17 protein-coding genes are annotated in these 25045 nt (G+C 43.3%); 6 read left to right on the plus strand and 11 right to left on the minus strand.

The features are described from left to right. Positions 1–88: 88 nt before the first annotated feature. Entirely contained in the window at positions 89–901 is an 813-nt protein-coding gene (locus tag Xhom_RS15185; RefSeq protein ID WP_069318184.1) for a TraB/GumN family protein, read from the plus strand. Between the two features lie 52 nt (positions 902–953). Further along, positions 954–1430, plus strand: coding sequence for a Cys-tRNA(Pro)/Cys-tRNA(Cys) deacylase YbaK (gene ybaK / locus Xhom_RS15190; protein WP_069318183.1), 477 nt, complete (start codon positions 954–956; stop codon positions 1428–1430). A gap of 328 nt (positions 1431–1758) precedes the next feature. Here ybaK and ushA read toward each other — a convergent pair whose 3' ends face one another. Further along, complete coding sequence (gene ushA / locus Xhom_RS15195; RefSeq protein ID WP_069318182.1) at positions 1759–3417, minus strand: bifunctional UDP-sugar hydrolase/5'-nucleotidase UshA; 1659 nt, start codon at positions 3415–3417, stop codon at positions 1759–1761. Between the two features lie 726 nt (positions 3418–4143). Here ushA and ybaL point away from each other — a divergent pair. Beyond that, the gene (gene ybaL, locus Xhom_RS15205; protein ID WP_069318180.1) at positions 4144–5856 is read left to right on the plus strand and encodes a YbaL family putative K(+) efflux transporter; all 1713 of its coding nucleotides are present in this window, start codon (positions 4144–4146) and stop codon (positions 5854–5856) included. A gap of 89 nt (positions 5857–5945) precedes the next feature. Here ybaL and Xhom_RS15210 read toward each other — a convergent pair whose 3' ends face one another. The 9 genes from Xhom_RS15210 to rlmD all read right to left on the minus strand — a co-directional run bounded on the left by Xhom_RS15210 (position 5946) and on the right by rlmD (position 19232). Continuing rightward, a complete protein-coding gene (locus tag Xhom_RS15210; protein ID WP_069318580.1) occupies positions 5946–7256 on the minus strand; it encodes an inosine/guanosine kinase in 1311 nt (436 codons plus the stop codon). Between the two features lie 157 nt (positions 7257–7413). Then, the gene (gene wzz(fepE) / locus Xhom_RS15215) at positions 7414–8517 is read right to left on the minus strand and encodes an LPS O-antigen length regulator Wzz(fepE) (RefSeq protein WP_069318179.1); all 1104 of its coding nucleotides are present in this window, start codon (positions 8515–8517) and stop codon (positions 7414–7416) included. Between the two features lie 99 nt (positions 8518–8616). After that, positions 8617–9582, minus strand: a complete 966-nt coding sequence (gene hemH, locus Xhom_RS15220) for a ferrochelatase (RefSeq protein WP_069318178.1) — start codon at positions 9580–9582, stop codon at positions 8617–8619. A 189-nt stretch (positions 9583–9771) separates the two neighbouring features. Continuing rightward, a complete protein-coding gene (locus Xhom_RS15225) occupies positions 9772–11157 on the minus strand; it encodes an SLC13 family permease (RefSeq protein ID WP_069318177.1) in 1386 nt (461 codons plus the stop codon). A 351-nt stretch (positions 11158–11508) separates the two neighbouring features. Next, a complete protein-coding gene (gene eno, locus Xhom_RS15230) occupies positions 11509–12810 on the minus strand; it encodes a phosphopyruvate hydratase (protein WP_069318176.1) in 1302 nt (433 codons plus the stop codon). An 88-nt stretch (positions 12811–12898) separates the two neighbouring features. After that, a complete protein-coding gene (pyrG, locus tag Xhom_RS15235) occupies positions 12899–14536 on the minus strand; it encodes a glutamine hydrolyzing CTP synthase (protein ID WP_069318175.1) in 1638 nt (545 codons plus the stop codon). Between the two features lie 250 nt (positions 14537–14786). Continuing rightward, positions 14787–15620 carry a nucleoside triphosphate pyrophosphohydrolase gene (gene mazG, locus Xhom_RS15240; RefSeq protein WP_069318174.1) on the minus strand — a complete coding sequence of 278 codons (834 nt, stop codon included), beginning with the start codon at positions 15618–15620 and terminating at the stop codon, positions 14787–14789. A gap of 23 nt (positions 15621–15643) precedes the next feature. After that, on the minus strand, positions 15644–17881 hold the full coding sequence (gene relA, locus Xhom_RS15245; RefSeq protein ID WP_069318173.1) for a GTP diphosphokinase: 2238 nt from the start codon (positions 17879–17881) through the stop codon (positions 15644–15646). A gap of 13 nt (positions 17882–17894) precedes the next feature. Then, positions 17895–19232, minus strand: coding sequence for a 23S rRNA (uracil(1939)-C(5))-methyltransferase RlmD (gene rlmD, locus Xhom_RS15250; RefSeq protein ID WP_069318579.1), 1338 nt, complete (start codon positions 19230–19232; stop codon positions 17895–17897). Between the two features lie 53 nt (positions 19233–19285). On the opposite strand from rlmD, the gene Xhom_RS15255 reads away from it, so the two are divergent. Further along, the gene (locus Xhom_RS15255) at positions 19286–21697 is read left to right on the plus strand and encodes an ATP-binding protein (protein ID WP_069318172.1); all 2412 of its coding nucleotides are present in this window, start codon (positions 19286–19288) and stop codon (positions 21695–21697) included. Here the strand turns inward: Xhom_RS15255 and dgt are convergent. Then, positions 21681–23216: a dGTPase gene (gene dgt, locus Xhom_RS15260; protein ID WP_069318171.1), complete on the minus strand. Its 1536-nt coding sequence runs from the start codon at positions 23214–23216 to the stop codon at positions 21681–21683. The genes Xhom_RS15255 and dgt overlap by 17 nt on opposite strands. A gap of 136 nt (positions 23217–23352) precedes the next feature. On the opposite strand from dgt, the gene mtnN reads away from it, so the two are divergent. Both mtnN and btuF read left to right on the plus strand, forming a co-directional pair. Further along, on the plus strand, positions 23353–24051 hold the full coding sequence (mtnN, locus tag Xhom_RS15265) for a 5'-methylthioadenosine/S-adenosylhomocysteine nucleosidase (protein ID WP_069318170.1): 699 nt from the start codon (positions 23353–23355) through the stop codon (positions 24049–24051). Between the two features lie 27 nt (positions 24052–24078). Next, positions 24079–24948, plus strand: a complete 870-nt coding sequence (gene btuF / locus Xhom_RS15270) for a vitamin B12 ABC transporter substrate-binding protein BtuF (RefSeq protein WP_084023267.1) — start codon at positions 24079–24081, stop codon at positions 24946–24948. Positions 24949–25045 lie beyond the last annotated feature (97 nt).

A 25045-nucleotide genomic window follows, 5' to 3' on the forward strand; every position in this document is an offset into this window, starting at 1 on the left:
ACAACGCTGCAACTTGAAATCGATCGAGTATAGAATTCAAAAGATTATGTTAGCATACCGATTAATGCCAGTGATTGGAGTGTGATACATGGGAAAACTAATAACATATTTCAGCAATATATTAGGACTTAACGCCCAACGGCATTACCCCTATCCCGCGTTTGACATTAATCTCACACCAAACAAGCAATTGCATATTGTAGGCAGTATTCATATGGGAACAGAAAACATGTTCCCACTTTCTGAGGTGCTACTGGAACAACTGGAGCAATCTGATGCTCTGATTGTTGAAGCGGATATCACACAAGTAGGTTCTCCTTTCAAAGAACAGTTTCCTGAACAAGTTGCGCTCTCAAAACGTTTATCCACAGAACATTTTGACTGCTTACAGCATTACTGCCGGGAGATCCATCATTCTATTGAACAGTTCAACCCATTACCCTCATGGCAAGTTGCATTGATCTTACAAGCTGTTCAAGCCCAATATTTGGGATTGCGTCCCCAATATGGCATCGACTATCAATTGCTGAATAGCGCAAAAGCCATCAATAAACCCATTATCGAATTGGAAGGGGCTGATACACAGCTCAATCTGCTTACCAACTTACCCAATGGCGGTCTTTCTCTGTTGGAAGACACGCTGACCCATTGGCATACCAATGCCCGAGCTTTGCAAACCATGATTAGCTGGTGGATGAACTACAGAATCGATCAAAAAGAACAAATACTGCCAATGACATTCTGCGAAGAAATTTATCAAACCTTAATGACTGAACGAAATCGCCAATGGAGTAAGCAATTACATACTTTGCCCGCAGGAAAATATCTGGTTGCTGTAGGTGCCCTGCATCTTCATGGCGAAAACAATTTGCGGCAACTGCTGACAAATATTCAGGAATAGGAACGCATTACTCCTTTTATTTTCACAAGGAAACTGATTACAGGAACAATATATGACTCCCGCTATTATCTTGCTGGAAAAGCAAAAAATTAATTTCAAACTTCATCCCTACGAACACGATGCCAATGAGCATAATTTTGGTGATGAAGTGGTTAAAAAACTCGGTTTGAATGCCGGACACGTCTTTAAGACGTTACTGGTTTCATTGAATGGCGATCCCAAAAACCTTGCCGTTGCTGTCACGCCGGTTTCTGGACAACTTGATTTAAAAAAGATTGCCAAAGTGTTCAAGGCCAAGAAAGCGGATATGGCTGATCCCCAGTTAGCGCAAAAGGTTACGGGTTATTTGGTGGGTGGCATTAGCCCGTTGGGACAGAAAAAACGTCTGCCAACCGTTATTGATAGTCAGGCACAAACCTTGCCAACACTATTTATTTCTGGTGGGAAACGTGGATTGGATATTGAACTGGCACCCACCGATTTATGTCAACTCCTTAATTGCTCATTTGCCGATATAGCGAAACTTTGAAAAAAGTTGCAATTCCCACTGATTTTTTCGAGCCAGCTCTGTTTTCTTTAAAGCAGGGCCTTGTGCCTTATAAGAAGGCCGATATACTCTCCACATAGCAAAATAATATTTATTACCTTTTAAATTAACTTCATTAACTTAAATAAAATAGGAGGAAGGGTTATCAATTCACTAGTTGCCATGCTATTTAATAATTAGATTGTTATTTAATTTCAACCATCTTATTTTATATCATGTCTAAATATTCCGAATAGTAAATAAAAGGCCACCCTCTTTAAGATGGCCTTTTTATAGTGATAGCTAACTGTACCCCATTACTCCGCTGCTATCATTTATACACAACTTCACCTTTCGGATCATAATCAGCAACTTTCAATGGAGAATGCTTTTCAATATAACCTTTCAGTACTTCAGCATCGATGAAGCCTGTATCTACATAACTAGGTAAATTATCGATTCGTGGATAACCATCTCCGCCGATCGCGTTGAAATTCAGGGTTGCCATGCGATAGGTTTTATTCGGATCTAATGGCTTACCGCCAATTTTCACATCGCTGATATTTTTGCCATCAATAACAAAGCTAACATTGTAGAATTGTCCATAAGCACCCGAATCTTTTTCCATATTCGCAGCGGCTGTTAAATAGGATAGAACTTCGCTACCTTTGAAATCCACATAAACGAGTTGGTTCGCGAATGGATGAACTTTCAGGACATCTTTATAAGTAATATCCCCTGCTTCGATCGAATCACGGATCCCGCCACCGCTCATTACAGCAAAATCGGCATTTGTCCGTTCCATCTGGGCAGCCAGTACAAGGTGAGCCATGTTGGTTTGGACAAAGCGAACCTGACTGCGATCACCTTCCAATTTGTTATCGACCGAGCCCACTTTAACATTAAGTTGCTGATCGCCTTTATCCTGATAAGGAGTCAACAATTTGAGCATGTCAGGGTTTTGCTGAATTTCATGCGTATAGTAAACCCGCTCTGTGCTGCCATCTTCTTTTGTTACTTTTTTCTTTAAGTTAATGGGGATCAATTGGTAACTAACCAGTTTAAATTCGCCATTACGGAATTGAAAATCAGCACGGCCAACATATTTTCCCCATTCATGGGCTTGAACAATCCAAGTGCCATTTTGACGATCTGGAGAACAAGGCGTTCCCGGAACATAATTCACTTGTTTATAGTTTTTGTTCTCGACAGACATACAGACCGGATCTTGTGAATGGCCCCCCACAATCATGTTCAAATAACCTGCCGGTAAACTACGCGCCATTTCAACATCTCCCGGCGCATTAGTGCCATGATGAGCATCGTCATAGTGCCCCATATGAGTAGCTGCAATAACCACATCCGGTTTTTCGTTCTTTCTCAGTTTTTCAATAACTTTTTTGGCTTCTTCAGCAGGAACTCGGAATTCAACATCAGGAAAGTTAGCCGGATTACCGATTTTCGCCGTATCATCAGTTGTCAAACCAAGAACAGCAATTTTTACGCCTTGCTTATCAAACATGACATAAGGCTTAAATAAGCGTTTACCCGTGCTGGTTTGATAAATATTGGCAGATAAAAATGGAAAATTTGCCCATTTTTGCTGTTGGTACAACACATTCAACGGCTTATCGAACTCATGATTTCCCAAAGCCATTGCATCATATCCCACCAGATTCATGCCTCTAAAATCTGGCTCAGCATCTTGCATATCTGATTCTGGTACACCCGTATTGATATCGCCCCCAGACAACAGCAAGATACTGCCTCCCTTCTTAGCAACCTCCTGGCGAATAGAATCCACTACTGTTTTTTGGGCCGACAAACCATACTCACCATGATCATTTTGCCAGAAGTGGCCATGATGATCATTGGTATGCAAAATTGTAATATCGTAGGTTTTGTCTTTTTCCCAAGCAGTTGCAACTAATGGCATCAATGACATAGAAACTGCAAGGGCACATACTGACGCTTTAAACGAAAATTTCATGGGAGTCTCCATGTTTTTGAAATATTTGATCGGTTATATGATCGTGGTGAGTTGTATGAACGTTTACAAGCCATTCCATCCGGCACTATGCCGCACTTTTCTGATCAGGATTACATACTTGCGTCATTAAATAATATCTTCTTTCACTTTTTTGAGATAGCTATCAAATTATATCTGGAATGTACTGTGGTTCAGCATGGGATATGGGTGATATTGGCACAACAGCACTCAGCTATATCACTGATCAAAACAGCATATTGTTCATTTGAAAACCTTATTTATTTACACAAATTCTTATTATTTTCACACTACACACATAAAAAACAAAGAAAAAACAATAAAAACCATAAAATTCAATAAGTAATAATTTCACCAAATTATTTTAGTTACTTTGTAAACAAGCGTAAATAATAATAAGACTTACACAAAATTGCATTAAAATGGCATTTGTGTAGATTACTCAAATTTTTACCATTCAATGTATTTTTTAGTCAATTTATGTTGAATTACTTATAAAATATATTATTACCTCACCTAACCATAAAATTTGTTATACCCAAAGGACTTGGAGTTACAGCACTTATGTCTTGGGAACTGTCTTGGGAACGAATTTCTGGAAGCCTAGACAACTATGTAACCGGGGTGACTGAGATAAGTGAGCGAAACCAACTAAAGCTGCAACTTGAAAGACGAAGGGTATATATTCTCTAACCAGAAGGAGCCTAGATGGAGCATTCGACACCTCTTATCACGACCATTGTCGGCGGTTTTGTTCTCGCCTATCTGCTTGGCATGCTTGCACAGCGCCTCAAAATTTCACCGCTGGTAGGATACCTTGTCGCAGGTGTATTAGCGGGACCTTTTACACCCGGTTTTGTTGCCGATACTTCTCTCGCCCCAGAGCTTTCAGAAATTGGCGTGATCTTACTGATGTTCGGTGTCGGTCTACATTTTTCACTTAAAGATTTGTTAACCGTCAAATCAATAGCCATTCCAGGTGCTATTGCCCAGATTGCAGTCGCAACGCTACTGGGCGTAGGATTATCAATGCTACTTGGTTGGGGGTTATTCACTGGTATTGTATTTGGCCTCTGCCTGTCCACGGCCAGCACTGTGGTATTGCTCCGGGCATTAGAAGAAAGACAGCTCATTGATAGCCAAAGAGGACAAATTGCCATTGGTTGGTTGATTGTCGAAGATTTGGCGATGGTTCTGGCATTGGTACTACTCCCTGCCGCAGCGGGTATTCTGGATAATCAGAATACCAACATTGGTCAATTACTCTTCGAACTAGCTATTACTATTGGCAAAGTTGTTGCCTTCATTTTATTGATGATCTTCGTCGGTAGGCGACTGATCCCCTGGATACTGGCGAGAACCGCCAGCACTGGCTCCCGTGAATTGTTTACGCTGGCCGTCCTTGCCATTGCATTAGGTGTTGCCTATGGTGCAGTGACACTGTTTGATGCTTCATTCGCCCTCGGAGCCTTCTTCGCCGGTATGGTATTGAATGAATCTGAATTAAGCCATCGCGCGGCACAAGATACCTTACCACTCAGGGATGCTTTCGCGGTTCTTTTCTTTGTCTCGGTTGGTATGTTGTTTGACCCAATGGTTCTACTCCAGCAACCTCTCGCCATTTTAGGAGCTCTTGCCATTATTATTGTTGGCAAGTCACTGGCTGCTATGCTGCTGGTTAAGATGTTTGGCCATTCCAGACGTACAGCGTTGACTATTTCTGTCAGCCTCGCTCAAATTGGTGAATTTGCCTTCATTCTGGCAGGATTGGGGGTCACTCTGGGATTGTTGGACGGAGAAGCCCGTAATCTTGTACTCGCTAGTGCCATTATTTCCATTATGTTGAACCCTGTTCTATTCAGTTTGCTGGATCGCTATTTGGAAAAAACAGAAACCATTGAAGAACAGTTACTGGAAGAGACTCTAGAAGAAGAAACCCAGATCCCTGTCGATATCTGTGGTCATGCCATTGTGGTAGGTTATGGTCGGGTGGGTCGTCTGCTTTGCCAACGGTTACAAGAAAAAAACTTCCCGGTGGTGGTTATTGAAAATACCCGTGCCCGATTTGAAGAGTTAGGTGAAATAGGCGTTAGTGCAGTCATGGGTAATGCAGCAAATAAAGATATTATGACTCTGGCACGGCTCGATTGTGCCTGTACATTATTCCTGACAATCCCCAATGGTTACGAGGCGGGTGAAATTGTTGCTAGCACCAAAGAAGTTCGGTCAGATATTAATATCATTGTGCGCGCCCATTATGATGATGAAGTTACCTATATTAAAGAGCGGGGTACTAACCTCATTATTATTGGCGAACATGAAATAGCAAAAGCGATGGCTGATTCACTTCCTGAAGAGTCGGGTTGTTCAATAGAGCCGCCACCATCACTTCCAGCCGCAACACCATCGTCAACAGCTTAATGTAACCATCAGGGTTATCTCTATCGATTTCAAGTTGCAGCCAACAAGGCTGCAACTTGAAGGAAGATGGACGGCATCACCCGCTAGTATCAGCGTTCCCAGTATGACTCTTCCAAGCTATCTTCTTTTTCCGGCAACCCTCGGGTTAAGCGTGGAGAATGTTGACTCAGTACTTGATAACTCACCCGGTTAGCGTACTTACATACCTGAGCCAAAGAGGAATAGGTTAAACAAGAACGCATATGTTTGCTGGAGTTTGGTACATTCATGCGATGATAGCTATTTGCAGTAATATCATGCAGTAATGCAGACAATGCGCCATCTCCTGCCCCATTGGTGTTCATGATTTTTTCAGGGCCCCCCATGTACGGTTCAATGTGGGAATAGACTCGCATTGGATTCTGACAATTTTCTTTACGCATCGCCCGGCTGAATTCATAGCGATTAAATTCTGCAATCGCGCCTGGCAACAAATGATGCGATGTCTGACGTTTATATTCTTCCTCAGTATAACCCGCCATATACAATCCTGCTGGCCCTGCGGTACACAACACCAAATCCACCCAGTTGAGCACCATATCTGCTGCCAACAAAGGATCACTGAAACCAGTCAGTTCTTGGGCTTCATCTTCATTCATTGCTACAACAGAAACATGTTCAGCCAGAAAATCACGCCACCACTGAGGATCATCAGCGATGACATATTTTGTCCCTAATGTCAGCACAACAGGTACGTTGTATTTTTTCGCATATTCAATAGCTTTCATCGTGGCTTCTGGCATTGGCTCGCCCGGTTTACAACGCACCAAATAGGCGGTAATCACTAATGCTGAGGCTTCCGCAATAATATGTTCTGGAATGCTTTCTGGACGGAGTTGGTTCATTAAACCCGGACTGATCGCAAACGTTCTTTCGCCGCTTTCTGTCACGAGGGTAAAACAGCGGCCAATTGGGCCATCAACACCCTGAAGGTGATTCAAATCCATACGACTGGATGTGTTGCAAAGATAGCAATATGCATAACTTCCGATCTGAATGTTATTGCACATGGCGCCAAGCAATACGGATTTGTCATCAGCCAAAACAGAGTAATTGTGCAAGGTATTACCGATAGTACCACCCGCAAATTCATGGCTGATCAGATTATTCTCGGTCAGTTCTTTGTAGAGTGCTTCTGCCACATCATCTTCAATAACTAACGAATGCCCCTGGCTCAAGTTATAACGCTGGATAAAACTCTCATCGACTTTAGCTTCAATATCTACCAACGTTTGGTCAATGCCGACAATATAAGCTCGGTTATTTTCGGTATCTACCATCTCTTTGATAGGCTGGAGTAAAGGATCTCTTAAACTGACAGGAAAATAGTGTTTAGATTTACGTTTACCAGGGAATTTCATGATTAATTGCTGTATTAGCGCCAAAATATGCGGCATATTAGCATAATACAACTGGGGGCAATACCGGAGAGAAACAAAAAATATGGCAATCAAAAAGACTGACAGCCAATGTTATTACAACATTGGCTGTCAAAGTATTAGATATCAATAAATAATATTAGGCTTCTTGCTTCTGGCGACTACGTACCATATGACGCAACAAAACAAACATGATGGACAAAATAAACCCGATAAAACCTGCACCAATCAAAATCAACAAACGCTTAGGAGAGTCTTTTGATGTCGGCACATAAGGCTCCTGCATGTACTTGAATGGTTTAAAGTCAACCTTATCAACATTCACTTTTCCTAGGTTGCTGATATATAACTGACGGTTACGCAGGTCAGCGTCAATTTTCGTTGGATCGGTAATACCTTCAGTAATTTGCAGTTTACGCTGTAATGCATCAGAACCCAGCGCAATAGAATAATCTGGGTCATCCTTGATCATAGCCCCGCCATTCGACACGGGTTTTTTAACACCGGCAGAGTCAGCGATCGAAATCGCATACTTCAATCGTTCAATATTTACATTACGCATATTATCAATACGCGATAAATCAATATCATATAATTTTTGTGAGTATACCAGTTTCTGATGAACCATATCATTCAGCTCATTTTTCACTTGATCACTCACAACCGAAGAAACGAAGTTGATATAGCCCGTCAACAAATTGTAAGCATTCTCCGCATTACCGGCACTGAAGGAGAGCATGGTTTCATCAACCTCATCGTCTTTCTTCGGTAAAGAAGAAGAGATGTTTTTATTAACAACTTGCTCAATCAGTTTTCTTCTTCCCTGTGCAGAACTATCGTTACTCTCGGCAAGTAAGCCCTTAAAGTAATCCGTATCAACTAGATACTCTTCACGTAATACACGTGAGTTATAGTTTTCAATAAAACGGTTATATAACGTTTCTTCCGTCACTTTCGGCTCAAGACTCAGAACGCGCAAATCGGTTAATACATTTTTCAATGGCTGAAACTCTTCCAGTCCCGGTTTAACCACCGCTGCTGTACTCGTCCATTTCTGTGGCAAAAATGATGCGAAACCGAAACCAATAATTGCAAAGATAAAAGATACTGCAATGATCAAATATTTTGATTGGAAGAGTACAGAAAATAACTCAAACAAATCAATTTCATCTTCCTGTGTCGAATGATAATAGTTTGAATTATCTTCATAAAAATCGGGGTGTTTAATAGGTTTATTACTCATTATCTATGTGTCCAATCCAAATAATTTTGCTTTTCAATGATACGCAAGTTTTTCTTGCCACACTCCGCTCAGGTAAGCACCATAACAAGCAGTGGCGAGTCATTTAATGATGTTATTTACCAACTGTTCGAGCAACACAATGTGAGCTTCATTATCATTAAGTGCAGAGATATATTCAAACTTTTTCCCTCCCGCCTTCAAAAAAATGGTTTTATTTTGCTGCTTTATTTCTTCCAATGTCTCTAAACAATCTGAGGAAAATCCGGGACATACCACTTGAATATGCTCCACGCCTTGTTCTGGTAATGCAGCCATAGTTTTGTCTGTATAAGGGGATAACCAAGGTAAGCGGCCAAAACGAGACTGATATGTCATCATAATTTTATCTGCTGGATAGTCCAATGCTTGAATTAATAGTTCACTCGTTGCTTCACAATTTTGTGGATAAATATCTCCCATTTTTGCCAAACGCTCAGGAATACCATGATAGGACAAGATCAAGCGATCAGGATGACCATGTTTTTTAAAACTCTGTTCAATGGTTTCTTTTAATGCTGCAATATAGGCAGGATGGGTGGCATAGCTTCGGATAAAATGCAGATGAGGAATTGTACGATATCTCTGCAATATTTTACTGATATTATCAAATACCGCCGCCGACGTCGTACTGGAATACTGAGGATAAAGTGGCAGTACAATCAAATCATCAATGTCTTGTTGCAGCAAATCATCTACTGCCTCAGACAAATAAGGTGAACCATAATTCATTCCCAAGACAACAGGAATTTCTGTCAGCTTTTCATTCAACAACTTTTGCTGACGGCGAGCATAAACCAGCAAAGGAGAGCCCTCTTCTGTCCAGATTTGTTGATAAAGCTTCGCAACACGGGAAGAACGGAAAGGAAGAATGAGACTGTACAAGATGGGGTTCCAAATAAAGGCAGGGATATCAACCACTCGCCTGTCACTCAGAAATTTTGCCAGATAACGTTTTATTGCTGCAGGTGTTGGCGCATCCGGTGTACCAAGATTGACCAATAGGACACCATACTTCTTGCTACTCATTCCTCAGTACTCCATTAAAATAACTAACAATCTAGTATAAAGCATGATTGATAGTCACATATAACATTTCATGGAATGAATATCTAATCGACGGGAACAAACTGAAAAAAATCAAGAGATGTGAATCGCCACCTGCACTGCGAAGGTGGCGATAATGAATGGCTTATTTAATGATTAAATTAAAACCCGCTACAGCCAGAAGAACCAAGCAACCGCAGAAATAATGGCAATACATGCTAAATTCAGAACGATACCCACTTTGACCATTTCTACCTGTTTGATATAACCGGAGCCATAAACAATGGCATTAGGTGGTGTTGCTACAGGCAGCATAAATGCACAAGATGCACCAATACCAATAATCATAGTCAATATAAGGACTGGCATTCCCAACGCTTCTGCAACCGTGGCAAAAATAGGCACAAGCAGAGCAGCGCTAGCCGTGTTGCTGGTGAATTCTGTCAGGAAAATAATAAACGTAGCAATCGCAACGATGATGACAAACCAATGACTTGAGCCAAAAGTTGCTGCCATGCCATTTGCCATCACTTCACTGGCACCCGAATTTTTCAAAACCGCACTCAGCGTCAAGCCACCACCGAACAGCATCAATACGCCCCATTCAGTGTTGTTTTGAATCTGTGACCAAGTTGATATACCCGTGATACCAATCAGGATAGCCGCGCTTACCGCGATAATCGTATCCAGATCTTTGACACCACCCAGTGCATCGCTGATAAATGAACTGAAAATCCAGCACACCACTGTGAAAAGGAAAATGGCCATAGCAATAACGCGCTTACCATTCCATTCTAGGTGCTCCAGCTCCAAATCAAATTTGTGATTCAGGTTTGGGCGCAGCATGATGTACATCACCCCAATCATAACTGGCATTAGAATCATCACCATTGGCACGCCATATTTCATCCATGTGATGAAATCCATACCTAATTGCGCTGCTGCAATGGCATTCGGTGGGCTACCGACCAATGTACCCAAACCGCCAATACTGGCGCTGTATGCGACCCCCAACAGAACAAACACAAATGTATTACGTTCAGTGCGTACATCCAGATTAGCGAGAATGCCGAGGACAAGCGGTAACATCATCGCGGCAGTGGCGGTATTACTGATCCACATGGAAAGCAGTGCCGTAATACCAAATATCAGTAATACCGCCACAGACAAACGACCACGAGCAATCATCAGAAGACGATTGGCGATCAATCTGTCCAGACCTTGGATATGTAACGCCGTTGCCAATGCAAAACCGCCGAAGAACAGAAAGATAATCGGATTTGCAAAAGATTTCAGTGCATCCCCTGTATTCATCAATCCCATTCCAACTGCCAAAATTGGAATGCACAATGCAGTAATGGTGACATGAATAGCTTCAGTCAACCATAACACACCAACAAATGCCATCAATGCCAAGCCAGCATTTGCTTTTTCTCCATAAGGCAAAAACTTAAACAAAGCTATAAGTAAGATAATATCCAGCGCGAGAATAATTAAGCCTCTTTTATTTGAGGGGGTTGGCCCAACCGCTGGGGTTAAAGATTCAGAAGCGTCCATGAAGACTCCATAAAACAATGAGACATAACACTGCAATGTAAAATAATAATTGATGAATCATTGCCATAAATGTTAAAGAATTACATTACATGTGAAATAATAAGGAGTATTAACAAAGAAAAAAATACGAGTTGTATGATTTTGGGATCTACTACGCGGGATTTGTCTAATTTCCAAATGATTGTTCAAAAAACAAACTTATTTTCTGTTGTCATATCACTCTTTCATGCCTTGAACGTATAAATAAGCACCTCTCAAGATAAAATATCCTGTTACTAAAAAGGCGAAAGAGTATAAACCCTTTCGCCAAAACATAAAAAATATTTATTTTTTATCGAAAAAAATCAGCAATTATGCCTGACCTTTTACTTCTTTCAGACCATTGAAAGGTGCGCGGTTGCCCAGCGCTTCTTCAATGCGGATCAGTTGGTTGTATTTAGCAACACGGTCAGAACGGCTCATAGAACCTGTTTTGATTTGACCTGCCGCTGTACCGACTGCTAAATCAGCAATAGTCGCATCTTCGGTTTCACCTGAACGGTGAGAAATCACCGCTGTGTAACCTGCATCTTTTGCCATCTTGATTGCAGCCAGCGTTTCTGTCAGAGAACCGATTTGGTTGAATTTGATCAGGATGGAGTTTGCGATACCTTTTTCGATACCTTCTTTCAGGATCTTGGTGTTGGTTACAAACAAATCGTCACCAACCAACTGGATTTTGTCACCCAGAACTTTGGTCTGATACGCAAAACCGTCCCAGTCAGATTCGTTCAGACCATCTTCGATGGAAACGATTGGGTATTCTTTGGTCAAACCTTCCAGATAGTGGGTAAATTCCTGCGAAGTGAAAGTCTTGCCTTCACCTTTCAGTTCATAGTTGCCAGTTTCTTCGTTATAGAACTCGGAAGCTGCACAGTCCATCGCCAGAGTGATGTCTTTACCCAATACATAACCCGCTTTTTCAACAGCTTCTTTGATCGCTGCCAGCGCTGCTGCGTTGGATTCCAGGTTTGGCGCATAGCCACCTTCATCACCGACCGCTGTGTTCATGCCTTTTGCTTTCAGCACTTTTGCCAGATTGTGGAATACTTCAGAACCAATGCGCACAGCTTCTTTCAGCGTGCTTGCGCCAACTGGCTGGATCATGAATTCTTGAATATCGACGTTATTGTCAGCATGTTCACCACCGTTGATGATATTCATCATTGGCAGAGGCATGGAGAACTTGCCTGGGGTACCGTTCAATTCAGCGATGTGCTCATACAGAGGCATACCTTTTGCTGCTGCCGCTGCTTTGGCGTTCGCAAGGGAAACAGCCAAAATCGCGTTAGCACCGAAGTTAGATTTGTTTTCAGTGCCATCCAGCTCAATCATCATCTTATCGATGTTTGCCTGATCTTTCGCATCCTGCCCAACCAGAGCCTGAGCAATTGGGCCATTGACCGCAGAGAGGGCTTTCAGTACCCCTTTACCCATAAAGCGAGATTTGTCGCCATCACGTAGTTCCAGCGCTTCACGAGAACCAGTTGATGCGCCTGATGGTGCAGCAGCCAGACCAACAAAGCCGCCTTCCAGATGTACTTCTGCTTCTACCGTTGGGTTTCCACGGGAGTCGATGATTTCACGGCCAAGCACTTTAACGATTTTGGACATTAGGTTTTCCTCAGTACAAGTTAAATTCCGAGCAACAGGTTGAAAATAAATATATTTTTATTTTAAAACCAACCCATTACCCCATATCTTATTTCAACTGGCCTTTCTGGTATTTGCCTGCAGCTGCAACAAAGCCAGCAAATAACGGATGACCATCGCGAGGCGTTGAAGTGAATTCTGGATGGAATTGACACGCCACGAACCATGGATGTGCAGGGTTCTCAACGATTTCCACCAATTTGTTATCGATTGAACGACCGGCAACACGCAGGCCTGCATCTTCAATACGTTTCAACAATAAATTATTCACTTCATAACGATGGCGATGACGCTCAACGATATCGTTATGACCATAAAGTTTACGTACCAGACTGTTTTCAGTCAGATGACACAATTGACCACCAACACGCATCGTCCCGCCAAGATCGCCCTCTTCGCTACGTACTTCTACGTTGCCGTTCTCATCACGCCATTCGGTGATCAGACCAACAACCGGTAACTTACATTCAGGTTCGAATTCAGTAGAGTTAGCCCCTACCAGACCCGCAACGTTACGAGCAAATTCAATTAAAGCAACCTGCATACCCAGACAAATTCCCAAGTATGGGACATGGTTCTCACGAGCATAACGCGCCGTCATGATCTTGCCTTCGATACCACGGCCACCGAAGCCACCCGGCACCAGAATCGCATCCAGACCTTTCAATACTTCAACACCACGGGTTTCGACGTCCTGTGAGTCAATCAGCTTGATGTTGACAGTCAGGCGATTTTTCAATCCGCCATGTTTCAGTGCTTCAATCACTGACTTATAAGCATCTGGCAGTTCAATGTATTTACCCACCATCCCAATGGTAACTTCACCTGATGGATTGGCTTCTTCATAAATGACCTGTTCCCATTCGGACAGATCAGCTTCTGGGCATTCGATGCTGAATCGTTTACAAATATAATCATCTAAGCCCTGAGATTTCAAGAGGCCTGGGATTTTATAAATGGAATCAACATCTTTTAAAGAGATAACCGCTTTCTCTGGTACGTTACAGAAAAGCGCAATTTTTGCTCGCTCGTTGGCTGGAATGATGCGATCTGAACGGCAAATTAAAACATCTGGCTGAATACCAATGGAGAGCAGTTCTTTTACGGAATGCTGGGTTGGCTTAGTTTTCACTTCGCCTGCGGCTGCCATATAAGGTACTAAAGTCAAGTGCATGAATAGGGTATTCTCACGACCTACGTCTACTGCCATCTGACGAATAGCTTCCAGGAATGGCAGGGATTCGATATCACCGACAGTACCGCCGATTTCTACCAGCACAACATCATAGCCTTCTGCACCACGGATAATGCGGTCTTTGATTTCATTGGTAATGTGAGGGATAACCTGAATGGTTGCGCCCAGATAATCGCCACGGCGTTCTTTACGCAATACTTCAGAATAGACACGACCCGTCGTGAAGTTATTGCGGCGTGTCATTTTGGTTCGGATGAAACGTTCGTAATGACCTAAATCGAGATCAGTTTCAGCGCCGTCTTCGGTAACGAAAACTTCCCCATGTTGGGTTGGGCTCATTGTGCCTGGATCGACGTTGATATACGGGTCCAGTTTCATAATGGTGACATTGAGTCCACGGGCTTCGAGTATAGCCGCCAAAGAGGCTGCGGCAATGCCTTTACCCAGAGAGGATACGACCCCGCCGGTCACAAAAATATAATTAGTTTTCATGCTGAACCTGAAAGTTTAGGTTTAAAAGGATAATGAATATAACAGGACGGGAAAGCAGTATACCCTAACCTTAATTTCGCTACAAACCATCTAGACAAGTTAAAGTGCCACACAATCAGTAACACAGAGAAATCGATGCACTTCTTTCTCTTTAAATTCATCAAGTTATTAGTATGAAAATTTTTCACGCAATTCAGGTAATCAGCCCCTCATGCAACATCCTTTTCGCTATTTCTATTCTGTTTTTATGCTATTTATCGTTATCTTCGTCGTCATCGCTGATCGATAATTGCTGTTTTTTAACCTGTTGCCACATCTCTTCCATCTCATCCAGTGTAGCCGTTTCCAATAACAAACCTTTGTCGAGGATCAGTTTTTCGACATTGCGGAAACGATTTTCAAATTTATGGCAGGCTTTTTGTAGCGCCATCTCCGGTTTATGTCCCAAGTGACGAGATAAATTGACAACAGAGAACAATAAATCACCCAATTCTTCTTCCAGCCGTGTTTCATCAACGACAGCCTGCCGGGCTTCATCCATCACTTCATCAATTTCTTCATAGACTTTATCCAATACCGGGCCAAGTGTATCCCAGTCAAAACCGACGGAAGCACAGCGTTTCTGGATTTTGTAGGCTTTCATCAATGCGGGCAGACTGGCAGGAATATCATCCAGCACCGAATGCTGATCTTTTTCTGCTCGCTCGGCGGTTTTGCGCTGTTCCCAGCTATCTATTGCTTTTTCACTGCTGATTCCCGCTTTTTGGTTAAATATATGTGGATGACGGCGCTCCAGTTTGTCACACACAGCCTCACAAATATCATCGAAATCAAACTGCTGCTGCTCTTGGGCCATCTGCGCATAAAACACAATATGGAACAACAAATCACCCAGTTCTTCTTTCAGACCGTGAGTATCATTGCGTTCGATGGCGTCAATGACTTCATAGGTTTCTTCCAGTGTGTAAGACGCAATTGTGGCAGCGGTCTGTACTTTGTCCCACGGGCAACCATCCTGGGGATGGCGCAGTTGCGCCATAATCCCCTTCAGCCGTTCAATTGATATTGGTTTCATTTTGTCCATACGTTTGTTAATTACCCTGTTCGTTAAGAGCCATGCAGGCGTCTGGCTTCAATCACATCAGGCAGTTGATTGAGCTTCGCCAGTACTCGGCCCAATACCTGGAGGTTATAAATCTCAATGTTCATGTCAATCGTAGCTAATTGCTGTTTCACGTCACTGCGGCTGCTGACGCCCAGCACATTGACTTTTTCATTGGCAAGAATGGTCGTGATATCACGCAATAATCCACTGCGGTCATTGGCAATAACCCGCACCACAAGAGAGTAGCCACTGGAGTAATTTTCACCCCATACGGCATCGACGATCCGCTCTGGGGCGCTGATCTCCAATTCTGCCAATTGGTCACAATCAGCACGATGGATGGAAATCCCTCGCCCACGTGTAATAAATCCAATAATATCATCGCCGGGGATCGGTTGGCAGCAACGGGCAATGTGGTGCATCAAATTGCCAACCCCTTCTACAACAACGCTTCCATTATCATTGGTTGTATTGCGTGGTGTATAAGTTTTACTCTCCAGATTACGAAGTGCCTTGCGATCTTCTTCTTCCGCCGTAGTTTTGTTGAATTTGCTTTGCAGGAAATTCACCAACTGGTGGAGGCGGATATCCCCCACACCAATGCCCGCCAGCACTTCTTCCAACGAATGGACATTATAGCGAGCAATCAGTTCTTTTTCGGCTTCCTTAACCGTGATCCCCAAGAGCGAGAGCTCATTATCCAGCATTTGGCGACCAGCAATAATGTTTTTGTCACGATCTTGCTTGCGGAACCAGTTGTGGATCTTCGCGCGACCACGGCTGGTCGTCACATAACCAAGGTTAGGATTTAACCAATCTCGGCTCGGATTCGGTTGTTTTTGAGTGATGACTTCGATCTGGTCGCCCATTTGGAGCTGATAGCTAAATGGTACGATACGTCCACCGATTTTCGCGCCAATGCAACGATGTCCGACATCGCTGTGGATGTGATAAGCAAAATCCAGCGGCGTGGAACCAATAGGTAAGTCAATGACATCACCTTTTGGCGTAAAGACATAAACACGATCATCAAATACCTGACTGCGAACTTCATCCAGCATTTCGCCGGTATCCGCCATTTCTTCCTGCCAAGCGATCAGTTTACGCAGCCACGCAATGCGGCTTTCATAACTGCCGGTTTTACCACCAGAAGTCGCCGCACCTTCTTTGTATTTCCAATGGGCAGCCACACCCAGTTCGGAATCATCATGCATCTGACGAGTACGGATCTGGATTTCAAGGGTTTTGCCATTCGGCCCCAAAACAACAGTATGAATGGACTGATAACCGTTCGGTTTCGGGTTAGCGACATAATCGTCAAATTCATCCGGTAAATGACGATAGTGAGTATGCACTATTCCCAGCGCGGCATAGCAATCCTGCAAACGCTCGACCACAATCCGCACGGCGCGCACGTCAAACAGCTCATCAAAAGCGAGGGATTTTTTCTGCATTTTGCGCCAAATGCTGTAAATATGTTTAGGGCGCCCGTATATTTCGGCATGAACGTCTTCTTTCAGCATGTACTTACGCAAGGTGGTAACGAATTTCTCGATATATTGTTCACGATCTATCCGACGCTCATGCAGCAGTTTGGCAATTTTCTTGTATTCATCAGGGTGCAGATAACGGAAGCAAAAATCCTCCAGCTCCCATTTTAACTGCCCAATCCCCAACCGATTGGCGAGAGGGGCATAAATATTGGAACACTCTTTGGCCGCCAGCACTCGCTCATCTTCACTGGCATCTTTCACCTCACGCAAATGGGCGATACGTTCTGCCAACTTAATAATCACACAGCGAAAATCTTCCACCATCGCCAGCAGCATCCGGCGAACATTATCGACTTGTACAGAGCAGGTAGAATCGGTGTGAGTGGCTTTCAGTTGACGAATGGCATCCATTTCCAGTACACCATTCACCAAATTCGTAATGCCCTTACCAAAAGTTTCCGTCATTGTTTCGCTATCGAGTAGCTTGGCATCAAGGATGGGAAAGAGCAGCGCAGCACGCATACTGTCATTATCCATGCTCAATGTGGATAGGATTTCCACCATTTCTACACCGCGCCATAGCAACAGCTCAGCATTGGGGTGATTCCGGACTTTTTCGTGACAGTAATGCCATGTTTCGGCCAATTTTTCACTGGATTGTGGATTAGTGATGTTTAAACTCGCGATCCACTTATCGACAGCAAATTCACCTGCCGGTGTGAGATGCGCACTTCTTACCGCAACCATTATTTTTCCCTCCCTACTCGATAACCATTGGCTCACGGCTGAACAGCGCCATGGATTCCAGATGGCTGGTGTGCGGAAACATATCCAGCATCCGCACACTAACAAGATGATAACCAGCCTCCAGCAGCACTTTGCTGTCCCGTGCCAGTGTTGTTGGATTACAGGAAACGTAAACCACTTTTTCGGGGACCAGTTTTACGATATGCGACATAACACCCGCAGCCCCTGCGCGGGCGGGATCTAACAGCACTTTATTGAACCCTAAAGCGGCCCAGGGCTGCTGATGAATATCCGATTCCAAATTTTCGTGGAAAAAATCGACATTATTAAGTTCATTAAGCTGGGCATTATATTGCCCACTCGAAACCAGTGCGGCAACCCCTTCTACACCAACTACACTCTGTACTTTAGTGGCAATCGGCAGGGTAAAGTTTCCCATGCCACAGAACAGATCCAACACTCTGTCTGTTGGTTGCAAATCGAGCCACGCCAATGCCTGTTTCACCATCTGTTGATTCACTGCATCATTAACCTGAATAAAATCCCGTGGGCTGAATACCAGTTTTAAACCATCAACCTGATACCACGGTTCAGGCTGCTCCTCCATCAAAAGTTCTAAGGATTTTTCATCACCCGCCAGATAGACCGCTACATTATGCTGCACCGCAAATGTGCGCAGGGATTCCCTATCTTCGTGCTTCAGTGGATCAAGATGGCGCAATACGATTAATGGGCCATTATCTGCCAGCACTAACTCAACGTGCCCCAGTCGTTTAACTGCACTCAGGCTATTCAGGCACTGAGACAACGGCTGCAATAATTGTTCCAGTTCAGGGCGCATGACCGAGCAATGTTTAATATTCACTAAATCATTGGTCTGGCTCTGACGAAAACCCATCAATAACGCCCGCTGCTTGGCATGGTATTGCAGACCAAGGCGCGCCCTGCGCCGATAACCATAGTCTGGGCTGTGAATAATCGGATGAGCGCTGACTTGAACGCCGGTTTCACGTTGGATCAAATGTTCCAACACACTGGCTTTGGTGTTGGCTTGCAGTTCTGTGGCGACGTGTTGCTGTTGGCATCCACCACATACTTTAAAATGAGGGCAGCGAGGTGCTACGCGATACGTGCTGTCTGATAGACGTTTCACCACTTTTGCCTTAGCAAACTGGCGTTTTTCTTCTGTCAGTTGGATCTGTGCCTGCTCACCCGGCAATAACCCTGAAATAAAAATAGTTTTTCCCTGATGACGGGCAATACCTTGCCCTTGAGCATCAAGGTTATCTGCGGTAACGGAAATAATGCCTCGGTTTACGGAACGACGATTTGGGGAGTAAAATTGCACCATGATTCTGACTGACTTTGAAAAATTGAATTCTGATTTTCCCACAATGGACGCTTATGACCAAATATAGCCTACGCACCCGTATGATGAGCCTGATATTGGTTCCTGTGTTACTGGTCGGAACGCTTGTTAGTATATCATTTATCTCATACCGCTATTACGAGTTGAAGAGCCTAATAGTCCGTAGTGGGATTAGTATTATTGAACCTTTATCTATTGCCAGCGAAGTGGGGATCAATCTGGATGATCGTCAACGCGTCAAATCATTGATAAATAGGCTACATCGCCGTAATTCTGAAATCGTCATGGCCATTGCCATTTTTGATGAACATCATAAATTATTTGAAATCTCTAATGATAAATATGATGTGAATCAGCTACGGCTCAGCCCAAATGATCCTATTCCGACGAAATTGACTAAGGAAGAGGACAGTAACAGTATCATCCTGAAAATGCCGATTGTTTCGGAAACCGCTTCTTTCCATGAATGGCATAATACGACCAACAATAGTAAACCCATCGGATATATTGCCATTGATTTGGATCTACGGGCGGCACAACTTCAACAATACAAAGAAATTGCCACGTCTATCATTCTGCTGATCCTCTGTCTCGGGGGAACCGCCTTGTTTGCCCACATTTTGGTACGTAAAGTCACAGAGCCTCTGGATTGTATGGTAAAAGCCGTTAACCTCATCCGACAAGGGCAATTGAACAGTCGAATAACCGGTGCCATGCCGGGGGAGTTAGCTGCTCTTCAGAATGGTATCAATACCATGGCGGAATCGCTGTCCAAATATAAAAACGAGATGCAATTGCATATTGATCAAGCCACTTCCGATCTGCAAATTACGATGGAACAGTTAGAAATCCAAAATGTTGAACTGACTATCGCCAAAAAACGGGCACAGGAAGCGGTCAAGATCAAAACAGAGTTTCTGGCGAATATGTCCCATGAATTACGCACCCCTCTGAATGGTGTCATTGGCTTTACTCGTCAGATGTTAAAAACACCGATTACGCTTCAACAGATGGAATATTTATATGTCATTGATCGTTCTGCCAATAATCTATTAAAAATCATCAATGACATTCTGGATTTCTCACGACTGGAATCAAATAAACTCGTTTTGGATCAAGTCCCTTTCCTACTGCGGGATACCGTTAATGAAGTGATCGAGCTACTAACACCTGCCGCCAATGTGAAAAATCTGCCGCTGTATCATTCTATTGATGACAAACTGCCTAACTTGATGATTGGTGATCCCATTCGTTTGCAGCAAATATTCACTAACCTGATCGGCAATGCCATTAAATTTACGGACAAAGGCAGTGTGACCCTGGATATTAAATTACGCCAACAACGGCACCATCTCGTGCAGATTGCTTGTACTGTGACCGATACGGGGATCGGTATTAGACCCGAATATCGCCCAATTCTGTTTCAGGCTTTTAATCAAGCTGATGCCAGTATTACCCGTCATTATGGCGGAACCGGTTTGGGTTTAAGCATCACCAAAAGGCTGGTTAATGAAATGAAAGGAAAGATTGATTTTACCAGTGAAGTCACCAAGGGTACGATTTTTTATTTTGATATCTGGTTGGAAAAAGAAGAGCTTTTATTGGGTTCATTATCAAAGCAGCTATCCATTCCTTCGGTAGCACCGCGTTTGCCCATGACTGTGATGGCAGTAGATGATAATCCCGCTAACCTGAAATTAATTGGCACTCTACTGAGTGAACAAGTTGAAAATATCTTGCTGTGCAGCAGTGGCATAGAAGCACTGGAGATAGCGCAAAAACAGCCACTGGATCTGATTTTAATGGATATCCAGATGGCAGATATGGACGGAATTCAAACCTCTGAACAGATCCATCAATTACCCCTGCATAAAGAGACCCCCATTGTTGCTGTCACCGCTTTCTCCTACTGCGAAGCTAGTAACTTTCATGAAAACAAAAAACTTCATGAGACAAAAAATTTTTATAAAACAAAAAATAGCAAACAAATACTATTTATTGACTGTCTCTCCAAACCATTAGATGAAAACCGCCTGAAAACATTGTTGAATCAATACAGCCAACAGAAAAAATCACCATCTATTGATTGGAAAATGGCCCTGAAGCAAACCGCAGGTAAAGAATCATTAGCACAGGAGATGCTGGAAATGTTGGTAAAATCATTACCTAAAATGAAGAATATGATTGAACAGGCTTTAGCGACTGATGATTGCGCAACTCGCAAATACTTTCAACATCAGATTCACCAATTACACGGCAGTTGCTGTTACAATGGTGTTCCTAAACTGAAAGCAATTTGCGGATTTGTCGAAAAACAACTTCAGCAAAACCTCACTCTGGTAGATCTGGAACCGGAGTTACTGGAGCTTCTGGATGAAATTGATCATGTGATCGCAGCAGCTCCCGAGATATTCAAAAAAACTACCCGGCTCACTTTGTTACCATAAACTTCCGGTATTCTTCGTAAGCATAATGGTCAGTCATACCACTGATGTAATCTTGAATCAGACGCGCCCGATAATAAAATTCGATGATATCTTTTTCGGCTTCATCAGTGGCAATAATTCCCTCCACAGCTTCGGCATAAGCCAGACGATGCTTAGTCGAAAGTTTGTGCAGAAGGCGGGTTTCAATAAAGTATTTTTTGTGGAAATTATTTTGATTCAGTTCGATAAAATCTTGCCGTGACAATGCCAGTAAGGGGCTATAAACGTCAAGTAAGCCATTAATAATCCGGTAACCTTGTAATTCCAGCTCTTCCACTTCAGGATGATTAAAAACCCGTTTGCGCGTGACACTTTTCAACGTCCTCAATAAACGGTGTTTATCTCCACCTCCTTCCAATAAAGCGTGGTTAAATGTACCGGCATAGATTTCCGGCAGATTCTCAATAAACAGCTTAGCGGTATAAGGAACCAACTTACCCGTAATAAATACCCGCAGGTACATAAAAAATTGTTCGTGAATATTGCGACGGGCTTCGTTGTTGGACGTTTTCTTATAGGCTTGAATCACCGTCGATTCGAACAAATCACCTTTATTGTGCCCACCATTCTCTTCCCACTCTTCTTTCAGGTATTCCACCAACTGATCGACATTAAAAATCCCCTTTTCAACCGCATCATCCAGATCAGCAATGCAATACGAGATGTCATCGGCGGCTTCCATGATATATGTCAGCGGGAAACGGCAAAAATCCCCCATTTGCAGTTCTTTTTTCAATTCGCGGATAAAACTGTCTTCTGACCAGTAATAACCTTTTTTCTTCATCAGATAATTGAATTCTTCGGGAATATCTTCAAGACGATAGGCTGGACAAGTATATTTCAAAATACAGCCGATTTGAGCATACGTGAGATTCAGCCGGAGTAGATTATGTGCCAAACGGATCGCTTGAGCATTACCTTCAAACTGGCATAAATCTTTACGCAATTGCCGACGGAACAGATCTTTCTTTTCTTCACCGGTTAAGAGCAATGCCGTCACTTGGCAACCATCTTGGCGTTCGGTGCTATCAGAGGCTGCTCGCGAATAATCGGGATCTAATCTGCGGGAGAACCAATCTTTAATCGCCGCTTCGCCAAAATGTCCGAATGGGGGATTGCCAATATCGTGCATCAAACAGGCCATTTCGATCAGGCTTTCAAATGCAAGTAAACGCTCACTTAGCCCGTATTCTTTCAGCAAATCTTGCTTCGCCAACTCCGAAATAATCGTTTTCGAGATATAGCGTCCTATTTGCTGTACTTCAAGAGAATGAGTCAACCGACTCCGTACAGCAGCGTTACGCTCAAGGGGAAAGACCTGCGTTTTCTGCTGCAATCGCCGAATCGCGGCGGAGTTGATAATCCTCCCCCGATCACTTTCAAATTGACGGGTCACCTGCTCTTCATCATCTGGATGAATAGAAGATTTACTGAACTTACGCTGGTAATTTAACTTCTGCTTGAAATCAATATTAGACATTAAACCTCCATTACCAAATGAAACGATTATTTAAAGTTAGACTCTCCGGTCAACGGCCATTCAATGATACACTTGCCGATTAAATCAGCCTCTTAATATAGGCACCCATCCATTAATCACAAGTGAGTATGACACAATGAAAGTAGGTGTAATAGGTGCAATGGAGCAAGAAGTTACATTGCTGCGCGATCAAATTGAAGGTCTACAAACGTTGTCACGTGGCGGATGTGAAATCTATACCGGCAAATTGAATGGCGTTGATATCGCCCTGCTGAAATCCGGCATTGGTAAAGTCTCCTCCGCACTTGGAACAACGTTATTAATTGAACATTGCCAGCCAGACATTGTTATTAACACCGGTTCAGCGGGTGGCCTTGATCCCAAACTGAAAGTGGGAGATATCGTGGTTTCCGAAGAAGTTCGCTATCATGATGCCGATCTCACCGCTTTTGGCTATGTCCCCGGCCAGATGGCGCAATGTCCACCTGCTTTTATCGCTGACGAACAATTAATCGCTCTGGCAGAAAAATGCATTCAATCTCTTGATTTGAACGCGGTACGTGGTCTGGTTTGCAGTGGCGATGCTTTTATCAATGGTTCAGAGCCATTGGCACGTATTCGAGCTACTTTCCCACAAGTTGCTGCGGTGGAAATGGAAGCGGCGGCCATTGGTCATGTCTGTCACCAATACAAAGTACCATTTGTCGTCGTTCGCGCTATTTCTGACGTTGCCGATCAGGAATCCCATATCAGCTTTGATGAGTTTTTGGTTGTCGCGGCACGTGAATCTACACGAATGATCAATGCCATGCTGACTGAATTCAGTAAACAATAAACCATCATTTAAAGTGGAGCATTGGTTATGAAATCATTTTTGAAAACATCCCCCCAGCGATTCATTTGGCTGGGTATCTTATTCTTTCTGTACAGTTTTCTATATAGTTTCAACGCTCCACTTTATGCATCTGCATCCCGCGTTATCAGCCTTGCTCCATCAACGACAGAACTGGCTTATGCAGCCGGACTCGGTGAACAACTTGTCGCAGTAAGTGCTTACTCTGATTATCCTGAAGCCGCCAAAAAACTGGAACAAGTTGCTGACTGGCAAGGCATCAATATTGAACGGATTATTGCCCTAAAACCTGACCTGATTTTGGCATGGCGAGGCGGTAATCCCCAGCGCCCGCTCGAACAACTCGCAGCTTTGGGTATCCCGATTTTTTATTCTGACGTAAAAAAAGTAGAAGATGTCGCCACAGAATTAGAACAACTTGCGGCTTATAGCCCACATCCGAATATTGCTAAAAAATCGGCCGCCGATATGCAAGAGAGATTCAGTCAATTAAAACAAACGTATACCAATGTAGATCCCAAGCCTGTATTTTTACAGTTTGGCATGCATCCGATTTTTACCTCATCCAATCACACCATCCAAAGCGAAATCGTCTCCATTTGCGGCGGCAGAAATATTTTTGCTGATAGCCATGTACCGTGGCCGCAGGTTAACCGTGAGCAAGTGCTTACCCGCAAACCAACAGTGATTGTTATGGGCGGAAAAGAAGAACAAAAACAGCAGGTCGCGGATTTTTGGCAGCCACATCTGAGTGTCAGGATTATCATATTGAATGATGACTGGTTTAGCCGTGCGGGGCCAAGGATCATTCTGGCAGCAGAGCAACTTTGTCAGCAATTAAATCACCCAGTGAAAAATAATCTCTTGGATGGTGAATAGAGGCGATATTCATAACTAAAGTTCCTGTTTATCATGTATATTCAATTCTCTAAAAAGCAAAACTGCATAAAAATACATACCAATCGATAAAAATACA

This window comes from Xenorhabdus hominickii (genome assembly GCF_002632725.1).
GTDB lineage: Bacteria > Pseudomonadota > Gammaproteobacteria > Enterobacterales > Enterobacteriaceae > Xenorhabdus > Xenorhabdus hominickii.